We start from the raw sequence: 13,112 nt of genomic DNA, 5'->3' as shown, positions 1-13,112 counted from the left end.
CGCTCAGACGGGCTCGGATTGCAGGCGCAAATAGGTGGGGTCGAACTCGGCGATCTCGGCCAAGCGACGCCAGTCTAGGATATCGATCCTTCCGCCCGCCCATGCGACGACGCCCTCGCTGCGGAGCTCGGAAATCAGACGGCTGACATGAACGGTCGAAAGGCCCAGCGCATCACCCAGCGTCGTTTGCGTCAGCGGGAGTTCGAAGGTCAGATCGCCCGTCTGGCCGACGGCCTGAAGGCGCAGGTAAAGCTCGCATACCAGATGCGCCATATGGCCAAGGCCGCTGCGCCGGCCCATGGCGACCAGCCACTGCCGATGGATGGCGGCGTCGATGATGGTGTCCAGCCAAAGCAATCGGCCCAGGTGTGGATGTCGTTCGGTGATGTCGATCAAGCCGCTGTGCGGCGCCTCTGCGATCACGCAGTCGGTCAAGGCGACGACGCCGTGATCCATCTGCTTCATCAACAGGCTGTGCAGGTCGATGAAGTCGCCCGACACGTTGATTTCGGTGATCTGACGCGACCCGTCCTCCAGCGTAGAATACCGCGCGGAAAAGCCGGAGATCAGCAGCGTGCTGTGCAGCGGGCGGGTGTGCTCGCGCACGATGTCAAATCCGGCGGAGACGGTTTTGGGCGCATCGAGCACAGCGCTCAACGCCTCGATCTCTTCGGAATTGAGCCGGTCCCGAAGCGACAACTTGTCGACCAGCGTGGTGATCTTTGAGACGCTGCCAGCCTTGGTCATCACGCGTCCCTCGTCAATGTCCAGCCCTCGGGCGCTTTATCGGATGCGGACGCCGTGACGCTGACGACCGTTTGCCCCTCGTCATCCGTGACGATGACGCTGAAGGCGCGGGTCGTCCAGAACGATGCGCCCCGATAGCGCAGGATTTCGCCCAGTACGGCGACCGCTTCCTCGCGGGCCGCGTCAACGCTCCTCAGTTCCTCGCCCTGATCGTCGCGGATGCAATCTCCGTTCTGGGTATGGAAAAAGTAACGCGGCAATCTTCCCTCCTGGCCTCAGCCGAGAGGGAAGCGGTCACGGGCGCGATTGGTTCAGTCCGCTGTGATGTTTCAGATTTCCTGATTGAAGGCGCCGATTTCGGGGTAGGCGGCGAGGCGCGGCTTGATCTCCTTGCGGAACAGGTCGCGCATGTCGTCTTCGGACCGCATGCTTTCGACCACCACGACCAGCTCCGGCTTGTTGGACGAGGCGCGGACCAGGACCCAAGATCCGTCTTCCAGGTGCACGCGAACGCCGTTGACGGTGATAGCCTCGACGATCTTACGGCCAAGGATTTCGCCGCCCGCTGCGGCCAGATCGGAATACTCCTTCACGATCCGCTCCAGCACGCCGTATTTCAGCTCGTCGTCGCAATGGGGCGACATGGTCAGGCTGGTCCAGGCATCCGGCAAGGCTGTCTTCAGTTCACTGAGTTTCTTGTCCGGATTGCGATCCAGCATCGCCAGCACCGCACCAGCCGCGACCAGACCGTCGTCGTAACCGTGGCCCAGATCGCCGGCCATGAAGAAGTGGCCCGATTTCTCGAACCCGGCCAAGGCGCCCAGTTCGGCGGTCTTGCGCTTGATGTAGGAGTGGCCGGTCTTCCAGTAGACGACCTCGGCGCCGTTCGCCTGCAGGATTTCGTCGGTCTTGTAGAGGCCGGTCGATTTCACATCGACCACAAAGGTGCTGTCCGGGTAGACCTTGGACAGGTCGCGCGCCAGCATCAGGCCGATCTTGTCGGCGAAAATCTCCTCGCCCGTGTCGTCTACGACGCCGCACCGGTCGCCGTCGCCGTCGAAGCCGAGGGCCAGATCGGCGCCCGTCTCACGCACCCGCTGGGCCATCTGCACCAGCATGGCGTGATCTTCCGGGTTTGGATTGTATTTCGGGAAGGTATAGTCGAGGTCGGTGTCCATCTCGATCACCTCGACGCCCATGCGGCGAAGGGTGTCGGGGGCGAAGGCGCCGGCCGTGCCGTTGCCGCAGGCGCACACGACCTTCAAAGGACGCTTGATCTGCACTTTGGAGGCCACGTCGGCGATATAGGTTTCGCGGAAGTCTTCGATCCGCACCAGCTTTCCGTTCGGCCGGGCCACGCCTTTGCCGTTGAGGACGATTTCTTTCAAGCGACCCATCTCGTCGGGGCCGAAGGTCAGGGGTTTGTTTGCGCCCATCTTGACGCCGGTCCAGCCGTTCTCGTTGTGGCTCGCGGTGACCATGGCGACGCAGGGCGCGTTCAGTTCGAACTGACCGAAATAGGCCATGGGCGATAAGGCCAGCCCCACGTCCAGAACCTCCATCCCGCCTTCCAGCAGCCCGAGTATCAGGGCCTGTTTGACGCTGAGGCTGTACCCGCGGAAGTCATGGCCGGTGACGATCTTCGGCGCGACACCAATTTCGTGGACATAGGTGGCAAGGCCAAGCCCTAGCGCCTGAATACCGAGAAGATTGATCTCTTTTTCCAGGATCCAGCGCGCGTCGTATTCGCGGAAACCGGTCGGCTTTACGAGGGCCTGAGTCTCATAGGCGGCCGTGTTCGGCTTCAGGTCTTGGCGGGGTTTCATCATGGATTTTCCTTGGGGTCGACTCGACGGCCGGGCGATCACGCAGCGGCGCGTTTGCGAATACGGGCGATGCGCCGCAGACGACGCCAGAATCGCCCGCGCTCGGGTTCCGGATAGGGTTGCAGGTTCTCGACGAACTGCTCGGCGGAGGCGCGCCAACTGAACTTTTCCGCGTAGGCACGCACAGCTCGGCGGTCGAGCCCGAGGCACTCCAGACAGGCGGTCTTGAGGTCTTCGTCGATTGCGCCTGCGTTCGATCCCGGAATGATGTCGATCGGGCCGTGGGCGGGATAGGCCGCGACCGGCGTACCGGCGGCCATGGCTTCCAGAATCACCAGACCGAAGGTGTCGGTCCAACTGGGGAAGACGAAAACGTCGGCGTCGCGGAAGCAGCGGGCCAGGTCGTCGCCGAACTTGGCGCCCAGGAATTTGGCGTCCGGATATTTCTCTTCGAGCTCGGCGCGGGCCGGGCCATCGCCCACGACGATCTTGGTGCCGGGCAGGTCGAGTTGCAGGAAGGCCTCGATGTTCTTCTCGACCGCCACACGCCCGACGTTCAGGAAGAAGGGCCGGGGCCAGTCCTCGCCCCCAAGCTCGACGTAGATGCGCTCCAAGTCAGGGTTGAACACCTCCGTGTCCACGCCACGCGACCAAGGCGAGACGTTCTTGAAGCCATGCTCGACCAGCTCGTCGCGCAGGGTCGGCGTCGCCACCATCAGCCGTCCGGACGGCTTGTGGAACCACTTCATATAGGCGTAGCCGACCTGGACCGGGATCGGGAAACGGGCCGAGACATATTCGGGGAATTTGGTGTGATAGCTGGTCGTGAACGGCAGCCTCCATTCCACGCAGATGCGGCGCGTGGCGATGCCGATCGGGCCCTCGGTGGCGATATGGACGGCCTCGGGTTCGAAGGCCCGCAGCATCTCGCGGATTTCTTCTTCCGCTCCGAGCGCCAGCCGGATCTCCGGATAGGTGGGGCAGGGGATGGTCTTGAACAGGCTGGGTTCTATGACCTCGACTTCATGACCCATGCCGCGACATTCCGCGACCGTGCGCGTCAGGGTACGGACGACGCCGTTGACCTGAGGTTCCCAGGCGTCGGTGGCCAGAACGATGCGCATTGAGGCGGGCGGACCCTGAGCCGTTGAGTAAGGGACGAACTTCTAGACGGTTCGAATGACGAAGGCGAGACGGTTGCAGTTGTTTGGTCAATACCAATAGGATAATCGGCGGTCTGCTTGGCAGGCGCGCATTGGCTCTGCTGCGGCAGTGACCGTCGTGGATTCGGAAAGCGTTATGAAAAACTGGTCGAAATCGGTTTCCAAGTTGTGGAGACCGAAAAAAGACGTTGTGCGCAACGATATGACCGAGCGGCCATATTTTTATTTAGGCGATGGGCTAGCCCTTACGAAGCTTAGAAGCGGCCACTTCCTTTATGTTGACCCGATGGAAGAAAGTGTTTGCGCGCATCTAATTGCGCACGGAACATGGGAGCCTTGGATCGCTAAGGTTGTGCTGAGCCTGCTGAGACCAGGAGATCGTGTCGTCGAGGTTGGCGGGCACGTCGGGTTTTACACCGTGGCAATGGCTCATCGAGTAGGGCCTAGCGGAAGTGTTCTGACATTCGAAGCGAACCCGAGACTTGCTGCGCTTTCCGCCAAGTCGGTTCGCCTGAACGGCTATGCGTCTTGGGTGCAAATCGTTCAAAAAGTCGCAAGCGACTCGGCGGGTGCTGTCAGGTTCTCGATCTCCCGCCAATATGGAGGCGGCGGCCACGTCTATGTGGGGGATAATGCGCTAGGCGGCGATACTCAGGTACTTGAGGTCGAAGCGATCCGTTTGGATGATCTTGATTTGCCGAACGTAAGATTGCTTCGGATTGATGCGGAAGGGTCGGAGCCTTTGATTTTGTTGGGAGCCGAAAATCTTCTTCAGCAGCCTGACATCATTCTATGCATTGAATGGGACGTAGTGCAGATACGTTCGCGCGCGGACCCACAACAGCTAGCCAATCGACTTCAAGGAATGGGTTTTAGCTTCTGGCGGATTACCACCAAAGCGCAACTTTTGTCCGTTGATTGCAGCCTTCTTGGAAATATGGACCCGTGCGATCTCGTGGTTGCTCGGTCAAATCCATTTGATGAACGCTGAAGGCGTGTCTGAAGAAGTGCATCAACTGTAAATTTCAAGCGAGGGACAAGGTGGCGCTCATGTTTGGATTTAAAGCAATGACCGCTTGGCGCACCTGAACATAGGCGGCCATGATGTGGTAGAATGAGCTTGCGGGAGCAGGCTCGTCGATAAAGCTTCCATTTTCCAACATCTTGTCATGCCACAGACCTTGCGGCGTTAGATACAGCCACAGGGCCCGTTGCGCACGCGCCGCCTGATCGAGACATTTGGCGCGTCGCCCGTCGTCGCTGAGCGCGGCAAGTATAAGCGACGCCTTCAGCCATTCGGTCTGAGGCCACAGGCGCGAGCGCGGGCTACGCACACTACCGTCGATGTTCATGGCGTCGATAGCGATGCTTCGTTTCGGATCGACGCCCTTCAGGCCGGCTTCGTAAAGTCTCCAGGCGTCAGCGATCACCGCCTCGTCGTTTCGGCTACGGCCATACCGCGCCATCAGCCACGCCCATTCGAACTGATGACCGGGTTCGACCAAGCGTCCGTCGTCGCCTATGGCGGGCGACCAGTCCGCATTGAAGAACTCCCGTAGGTTGCCGGTTTCTGCATCGATGAACTTGGTCCGGGCCAAATGCATGATCTGGTCGGCAAGCACGGTCCACTGAGGCCCGCCGCCGACTTCTTCCCATGCCAGGGCCGCCTCAAGAAGATGCATGTGAGCGTTGGATTGATAGGGATGGCTTCCAGCTTCCTTGAGCCCGCCCACCGCATCAGCACCTTGCATCAGCAGATCCCGGGTCGCCGCGGCTTTATGTTCAAGCGAAGGCTTTGCCGTCACGCCCGAGATGCAGGCGAGGGCGAAGATCAGGAAGGCTTGATCGTAAACCATCGCAGTCTCTTCCAGCGGGGATCCATCCGCCGCTAGCAAGGTGCGCATCTGACCATCTGGGCGCAGATAGGCAGACATAAGGCGATCCAGTCCGCTCTCAACAACGGCTTTCCATGGCCCCTGCCACCCTTGGCGGCCAGCCTCGGCGTAGACCTGCAACTGGCGCGCTTGGACGCGGGCCCGACGGGATGTGGCGATGTGTCGGCCGTCGAGCGCCAGGACCTCTTCGAATGCGCCTGTCTCATCCTGCCCCAGGCTTGACCAGGCGGGGAGTGCGGCTTGTCTGAGCCAGGTCGTCAGGCGGCAAGCGCCAGCCTCCAACGTTTCTAGGGGCCTGGCCGATGGGAAGTCGAGATGTTGCGGTGACAGCTTGCGCAGTCTTTCCACCACCTTTTTGACGTCCTGACTCTTTTTCAGATCCGTCACCAGAACCGCATCACGTTCCACGATGATTCCGACATCGCGCAGGCCGATCGCAGCCACCATCACGCCGTCGCATGCTCGAACCAGACAGCCCTCCGAGTCCTCAAGGATGTGAAGCCCCACATCGCCTTCGCCGGATGCATGGACCGAATCCCAGGCGCCCAAGTCGGACCACTCGAAGCGAACCGGCAGAACGGAGGCGCGCGTCGTCTTCTCCATGACGGCGTAGTCGACTGAGATTTTGGGTGCTGCTTTGAACCCGGCCCCTAAGGTCAAGCATGAACCATCAATCTCGGCGCCAGCCAACGCGCTGCGAACGGCTTCGCTTACCGCAGGCGCGCGTTCGGCGATTTCCTGACACAGCACGTCGGCGCGGACGATGAAGTTGCCGCTGTTCCAGAGGTAACCCTCCGAAATATAGCGACGCGCGGTTGCCTGATCGGGCTTTTCGACGAAAGCGGACACGGCTGAGAGGTCAGGCCCTGATGGCGCGATGTATCCGTAAGCGGATGAGGGTTCGGTCGGCACGACACCCAGAGTGACGATCCGGCCCTGAGCGGCCGCAGATGCGGCTTTGCCGACGGACTGTCGGAACGCTTCGGCGTCTGGAATGTGATGGTCTGAGGCCACAAAGAGATTGATGGCCTCGGGCGCGCGCTGCGCCGTCCATTCGGCAGCGGCGGCCATGGCCGCCGAAGAATCTCTCCCTTCGGGCTCCAGCAGAATGATGGCGCTGACGCCGATTTCCTCTAGCTGATCCAGAATGGCGCGTTTGTGGGTCAGCCCCCCGACCACAACCAATTCGCCGCCGTTCTGACAAAGCCCAGCCACGCGAGCCACGGTTTCCTGGAACAAAGATCGATTGCCAGCCAGCGGTATGAACTGCTTTGGCAGAGAGGGCCTCGATGCCGGCCAAAGGCGTGTTCCGGAGCCGCCGCACATAATGACGGGATAGATGATGGCCATTGCCTACGCTGTGATCTGTCAGGTGTATCAGCATCTTAGGTCAGGCATTGTCACACGTCATCTGATTTCGCCGACCCGAAGTTGTGACTAAGTTTAAACGCTGTCGCTTGTCTACGTCCTGGCAGATGTTGGGTCACAAAGGCAGCACCGTCGTCGATTTCACCTCTTCCAGCACCGCATATGTGCGGGTTTCTCGCACCCCCGGCATCCGCACCAGAACGTCGCCCAGGAAGGCGCGGTAGGCGTCCATGTCGCCGACGCGAGCCTTGATCAGATAGTCGAAGCCGCCGGCGACCATGTGGCACTCCAGCACCTCCGGCTGGCTGCGAACGGCAGCGGCGAAGGCTTCGAAGACGTCGCCGGTGGTGCGGTCCAGCAGGACTTCAACGAAGATCAGCAGGTCCCGACCAACCTGAGCCGGGTCGATCATGGCGGCGTAGCCGGTGATGATCTTCTTTTCGCGCAGTCGTTTGACCCGTTCGAAACAGGCGGCGGGCGACAGGTTGCAGCGTCGCGCCAGTTCGGCGTTTGAAATGCGGGCGTCGGTCTGAAGCACCCGCAGGATGCGGCGATCAACAGCGTCGATATCGATCATCGGGAATCACGGCCTCACACCGAACGATCTTCGGTTCAGTCCTGTATCATACGAAGCACCTTCAATGAACTCCGGCATATACGGCTGAAATCCACAGGATTTGTCACCGATGACCACGCCCGCCTTCATGCCTTCGAGCCTGGCCGCCTGGGATGGTCTGGATGCGCACAAGTTCCGAGACGAGCGTGAGGCCGTCGCCGCAAATCTGGCGCGCATGCCCCTGGATGCGACCGAACGGGCGGATGTGGTCGCTGAGGCGACGGCCCTGGTTGAACACGCGCGTCGCAGCCAGAAGAAGCAGGGCGTCGTCGAAAGCTTCCTGCAGCAATTCTCGCTTGGGACCCGCGAAGGTCTGGCCCTGATGTGTCTGGCCGAAGCCCTGCTGCGCGTGCCGGACGAGGACACCCGCGACCGCTTGATCGCCGAGAAGATCGGCTCGGCCGACTGGGCCGCCCACCTGGGTCAGTCCGACAGCCTCTTCGTCAACGCCTCGACCTGGGGTCTGATGCTGACCGGCAAGCTGGTCGATGTGGACGACGAGGCGCGCACCGATCTGCCCGGCTTCCTCAAGCGGATCGCCGGTCGTCTGGGCGAGCCGGTCATCCGTCAGGCCGTGGCCACCGCCGTCAAGATCATGGGCGAGCAGTTCGTCGTCGGCCGCACCATCCAGGGCGCGCTGAAGCGGTCGAACAAGGAAGGCTGGCTGTGCAGCTTCGACATGCTGGGCGAGGGCGCCCGGACCATGGCCGACGCAGACCGCTACGAGAAAATCTACGCCGACGCCATCGAGGCGGTGGGCAGCACGTCAAAAGGTCAGGGGCCGGAGCACGGCCACGGCGTCTCGGTGAAACTGTCGGCCCTGTCGCCCCGCTATGAGGCGACGCATGAGGATGACGTCTGGGCGACCCTGTATCCCCGCATCCTGCGCTTGGCCCAGATCGCGGCGAAATACGACATCAACTACACAATGGACGCCGAGGAGGCAGACCGTCTGGCCCTGTCGCTGAAACTGCTGGACCGGCTGGCGCACGAGCCGTCGCTTGGCGGCTGGACGGGCCTCGGTCTGGCGGTTCAGGCCTATCAGAAGCGCGGTCTGGAGACGATCGAACGCGTCGCTGACCTCGCCCGTAGCTCGGGCCGTCGTCTGATGGTGCGCCTGGTCAAGGGCGCCTATTGGGACACCGAGATCAAGCGCGCCCAGGTGTTCGGCCGCACCGACTATCCCGTCTATACGACCAAGGCGGCGACCGATCTGAACTACCTGGTCTGCGCCAAGGCCATGATCGAGGCCGCGCCGGCTATCTATTCCCAGTTCGCCAGCCACAACGCCCATACGCTGGCGGCCGTGCGGCGTATGGCGCGTGATCACGGCGTCACGGTCGAGCACCAGCGGCTGCACGGCATGGGCGAGGCGCTTTATGACGCCGCGCACGAGGCCTGGGCCGATGAAATCGTCATCGTCCGCGCCTACGCCCCCGTTGGCGGGCACGAGGAACTGCTGCCCTATCTGGTGCGTCGCCTGCTTGAAAACGGCGCCAACTCCTCCTTCGTCCACGCCCTTCTGGACGAGCGCGTGCCCGCCTCGGCCGTCGCGGCCGATCCCATTTCCCTGGTCGAGCAGGCGCCCGACCGTCACCCCAAGATTCCGGTTCCGAAAGACATGTACGGCGATCGTCAGAACTCCCTCGGCCGCGATTACTCTCAGGCCGCCGACCGTGAAGCCCACGCCAAGGCGCTGGAACTGGTCGACCGCGAGAAGTTGACCAGCGGCCCGATCATCGGCGGCAAGCTGCGCGCCGGCATCGCCGCCCAGGACGTGACCAATCCCTTCGATCGATCACAGGTGCTGGGCCATGTCTCGGAAGCCGAGACGGCTGACATCGACGCCGCCGTCCAGGCGGCCGCCGAGGCTCAAGTCAAATGGGACCGACAGGGCGGCGCCAAGCGCGCTATCGTGCTGCGCGCCATGGCAGACGCGCTGGAGGCCGATCTGGATCGGCTGGTCGCCCTGCTCAGCCGCGAGGCGGGCAAGACCCTGAACGACGGCGTCGCCGAGGTGCGCGAGGCCGCCGACTTCTGCCGCTATTACGCCCTGCTGGCCGAGCGCGACTTCACCGCCCCAGAATCGCTGAAGGGCCCGACCGGCGAGACCAACCAACTGTTCCTGCACGGACGGGGCGTCTTCGCCTGCATCTCGCCGTGGAACTTCCCCCTGGCCATCTTCACCGGCCAGATCGCTGCGGCCCTCGCCGCCGGCAACGCCGTGCTGGCCAAGCCCGCCGAACAGACGCCGCTGATCGCCGCCGAGGCTGTGCGCCTCTATCACAAGGCCGGCCTGAACCCCGACCTGTTGGCCCTGGTCCCAGGACGTGGCGAGACGGTCGGCGCAGCGCTGGTCACCCATCTGGGCATCGACGGCGTCGCCTTCACCGGCGGCACCGACACGGCCGCCGCCATCAACCGATCCATCGCCGCCCGGCCCGGCGCTATCATCCCCTTCATCGCTGAGACTGGCGGCCTGAACGGCATGTTCATCGATACGACAGCGCTCAAGGAACAGGTCATTGACGACGTGATCCAGTCGGCCTTCGGCTCGGCCGGCCAGCGCTGCTCGGCCCTTCGCGTCCTCTATGTGCCCAAGGATTCGGCCGACGCCCTGGTCGAGGGCCTGAAGGGCGCTTTGGCGGTCCAGACCGTCGCCGACCCTGCCGATCCCAAAACCGACATCGGCCCGGTCATCGATCCCGAATCCCGCCGGGCCCTCGAAGCGCACGTCGAGCGCCTGTCGAAGGAAGCGAAGATCATCGCTCGCGCCGCCTTGCCGATGGGCGCCGACAAAGGCGACCTGTTCGCCCCCACTATCGCTGAAATCCCGACGCCCGACTTCCTCGAACGCGAGGTCTTCGGCCCCATCCTGCACATCTACCGCTACGCCCCGTCCGACCTGAAGTCGGTCGCCGGCAAACTGGCCGCCCGCGGCTACGGCCTGACCCTGGGCGTCCACAGCCGCATCGAAGCCTTCGCCGCTGAAGTCGTCGACCTGGTCCCCGCCGGAAACGTCTACGTCAACCGCTCGATCACCGGCGCGGTGGTCGGCGTTCAACCGTTCGGCGGCGAGGGACTGTCGGGCACTGGTCCTAAGGCGGGCGGGCCGAACAGCCTGATCCGTTACGCGGCCGAGAAGGCGATCAGCGTGAACATCGCAGCACAGGGCGGCGATCCGGCGCTGCTGAACCTCTAATTCTCAAAACGCAAGCCAGAACGAATTAAGGAAGCCACCTCTGGTACATATTCGGGCTTCGCGGCAATTTGGCGATCGATCGCTAGCTGTGCAATTTGGAAATCAAACTCGTCATCTATATCCCATGCTTCCAAGCCATCTAGAGGCCAAAGTTGCATGTCTCCAGAATATAAACAGCTTCCACTATTCTCATACGCACTGACCATCTTTGCTCGGTTTAGGAAAATGAATATGAAGTTGATAAATTCGACTGACGTGAGTTCCTGAGTTCTTGGGCTCTTTGATGCGGGCAAAAAATTAAGCGGCTCGCCATTAAAGTATGCATGACGTCGGGTTAACGTTGATGAAAACAGATTCTGGCCTGTTTTCAAGTATTGCCGTGCAGCGGAATCTATAGATTCACTTTTTAGGAAGGGAGCAGTGGGGTTTACGAGCAAAAGATGGTCAGAGGAAGAGTTAAGCGCATAATCATATATTATTTCGTCTGTAGAGGTCGATGAAATGGCAAGGTCTGGTCGCCTGTCGTAAACGGCGGCCCCGTATTTCCTTGCGACCTCGGATATGATCGCACTTTCAGTGTTGACGCAAAATGACGAGATAGTTTCAGTCCGTTTTAGCGTATTAATTGCGTGCGCTATGAGTGGCATACCTCCAAGAAGGCGAAGATTCTTTGCAGGGACTCGTAAACTTCCAAGCCTAGCAGGAATGTAACAATCTATAGAGTTGTTCATCAATATTATCAATTCAGTAGAAGTGAATTTGCGTGCCGAGGAACGGCGCGCGCCGAGCCGTATTTTTCGCAGTTATTAATCGCGTCTGATAAGCATTGTGTAATTTCATCCACCTCAAATGCAGTAGCTGGGCATGCGGATAATGCATTCGACCAAATCAACTCAGGATCCCGATTGGGGCTAAAAGAGCCTAGTAAAGACGAGAAAGGAGCTGCCCAGTAGCGATCAAAAGCTACATATTCTTTAGCAATAACGGTATCAACCGGTTTAATTCTGCTAAACAATATGTCTTCTAGATAAGAAAAGTATTCAAGTTCCGAGTTGGCCCTTATAACGCACTCGACATGATCATAGTAGGCGCGACCTGCGAGAAGCATTGTCAGGCCTAATGCGGAAAATTCAGTTCCAGGCGTTCCTCTTACTGTGATTCCGACTGCGCAGTTGTTAACTATAGTGCTTGTCGGAATAGGCTGGCGCGAAAACACAATATTTTTGTGTATCGAAAATTCATTCTCTAGGCGGTCTATAGATTTAGATAGATCAAATAGACCATCCAACGGGTGAACCTTCACCAACAGATTATAGTCCCCTCGTGCGGCGGCATGGGCCAACGTTTTTTCAAGCCAATCTAGATGGTCGATGAAGACAGATTCATCTGCGCTGGGCTGGTCAGTGAAAGTGTGGCTGAATAGGCAGGCGGTGGGGAGGTTGGTTGAAAAAGGCCACTCAAAGTGATCGCCTGCATCGGGATGAGTCGTCCAGCGCCAGTTCTTTGAAATCGAGTCGTTTAACGCGTGCCTTATATCTATACTTGTCCGAGAAATTTGCGAGATATCGCGGTGCTCTAGAAAAGCTCTTTCGTCAGCCCGACGTAACAATCCATTTAGCGTTTCCTTATTTTCCCTATGACCCAAGACGTAAATTGGAGTTCTTACGTCGCACCTATAGTATATTCCCTTTCCGCCTTCAGCCAAGCAGTGCTGCATGGCGAGTCCCCATGGGGAGTAATCTATGTGACCAGAAACAAATGCCTCAGGAGGTCGGTCGCGGAAAATATCTCTTAGCCATTCGCTCAGAGTATCAATCTCTTCGCGTGTGGAGTTTAGGGCATCGCATTCATAAACTGTGGGCCAAAGGTTCGATCTCATGAAGGTGTCTTGAACTATGCGACCGATCTGCACACCATCCTGATCCTGCAGGTTCTGAAGGTTGCGAATAGTTTCCACGGAAGCTCGGCCAATTGTATCGCAGCGCGAGCTTGGATCCAGGAGTGGCTCGAAGACCGAACACGCTTCGTGCTTACTCTTGACTGGTGCAAAAATAATTTGCTTTACGCCAAAAGACTCAGCGAGTTCGAAGTCAAATTGCTTTGGATCCAAATACGCCGATCTTTCAACGACGCCTGGATTTCCGGCAATACCAATAAGATCACAACCTGTTATAACTGCCGTAGATCGAGCTATATAAAGTGATCGAAGAAGATATTGCAGATTGTTATGCATGAGGTCCGCATAGACGAACTTCGAAGTACCGCGTCTAAGGTACAGTTCCGAAATAGTCTTGT

At 59.7% G+C, this 13,112-nt stretch carries 10 protein-coding genes; 2 read left to right on the top strand and 8 right to left on the bottom strand.

Features of this window, described 5'->3' with window-relative positions:
- Positions 1-3: 3 nt before the first annotated feature.
- From ABIC32_RS09645 to ABIC32_RS09630, 4 genes are all read right to left on the bottom strand, one after another.
- Positions 4-747 (bottom strand): Crp/Fnr family transcriptional regulator, encoded by a 744-nt coding sequence (locus ABIC32_RS09645; RefSeq protein ID WP_354074007.1) that lies wholly within the window; start codon positions 745-747, stop codon positions 4-6.
- On the bottom strand, positions 747-1,007 hold the full coding sequence (locus tag ABIC32_RS09640; RefSeq protein ID WP_354074006.1) for a DUF6894 family protein: 261 nt from the start codon (positions 1,005-1,007) through the stop codon (positions 747-749). The genes ABIC32_RS09645 and ABIC32_RS09640 overlap by 1 nt, the downstream gene beginning before the upstream one ends.
- A gap of 69 nt (positions 1,008-1,076) precedes the next feature.
- The gene (locus ABIC32_RS09635; protein ID WP_354074005.1) at positions 1,077-2,576 is read right to left on the bottom strand and encodes a phosphomannomutase/phosphoglucomutase; all 1,500 of its coding nucleotides are present in this window, start codon (positions 2,574-2,576) and stop codon (positions 1,077-1,079) included.
- Positions 2,577-2,611: 35 nt separating this feature from the next.
- On the bottom strand, positions 2,612-3,697 hold the full coding sequence (locus ABIC32_RS09630; RefSeq protein WP_354074004.1) for a glycosyltransferase family 4 protein: 1,086 nt from the start codon (positions 3,695-3,697) through the stop codon (positions 2,612-2,614).
- Between the two features lie 175 nt (positions 3,698-3,872).
- Here ABIC32_RS09630 and ABIC32_RS09625 point away from each other — a divergent pair, with 175 nt between their 5' ends.
- The gene (locus ABIC32_RS09625; protein ID WP_354074003.1) at positions 3,873-4,727 is read left to right on the top strand and encodes an FkbM family methyltransferase; all 855 of its coding nucleotides are present in this window, start codon (positions 3,873-3,875) and stop codon (positions 4,725-4,727) included.
- Between the two features lie 34 nt (positions 4,728-4,761).
- Here ABIC32_RS09625 and ABIC32_RS09620 read toward each other — a convergent pair whose 3' ends face one another.
- Entirely contained in the window at positions 4,762-6,981 is a 2,220-nt protein-coding gene (locus ABIC32_RS09620; protein WP_354074002.1) for an AGE family epimerase/isomerase, read from the bottom strand.
- A gap of 133 nt (positions 6,982-7,114) precedes the next feature.
- Entirely contained in the window at positions 7,115-7,576 is a 462-nt protein-coding gene (locus tag ABIC32_RS09615) for an Lrp/AsnC ligand binding domain-containing protein (protein WP_039243792.1), read from the bottom strand.
- Positions 7,577-7,685: 109 nt separating this feature from the next.
- Here ABIC32_RS09615 and putA point away from each other — a divergent pair, with 109 nt between their 5' ends.
- Complete coding sequence (gene putA / locus ABIC32_RS09610) at positions 7,686-10,817, top strand: bifunctional proline dehydrogenase/L-glutamate gamma-semialdehyde dehydrogenase PutA (protein ID WP_354074001.1); 3,132 nt, start codon at positions 7,686-7,688, stop codon at positions 10,815-10,817.
- Here the strand turns inward: putA and ABIC32_RS09605 are convergent.
- A complete protein-coding gene (locus tag ABIC32_RS09605) occupies positions 10,814-11,548 on the bottom strand; it encodes an acylneuraminate cytidylyltransferase family protein (RefSeq protein ID WP_354074000.1) in 735 nt (244 codons plus the stop codon). The genes putA and ABIC32_RS09605 overlap by 4 nt on opposite strands.
- An 8-nt stretch (positions 11,549-11,556) precedes the next feature.
- On the bottom strand, positions 11,557-13,050 hold the full coding sequence (locus tag ABIC32_RS09600; RefSeq protein WP_354073999.1) for a hypothetical protein: 1,494 nt from the start codon (positions 13,048-13,050) through the stop codon (positions 11,557-11,559).
- Positions 13,051-13,112 lie beyond the last annotated feature (62 nt).

Source organism: Brevundimonas sp. 1080 (assembly GCF_040545985.1).
Classification (GTDB): Bacteria; Pseudomonadota; Alphaproteobacteria; order Caulobacterales; family Caulobacteraceae; genus Brevundimonas.
The sequence above is the reverse complement of the archived record's forward strand: the minus strand, read 5'-3'. Positions and strand labels throughout refer to the sequence as shown.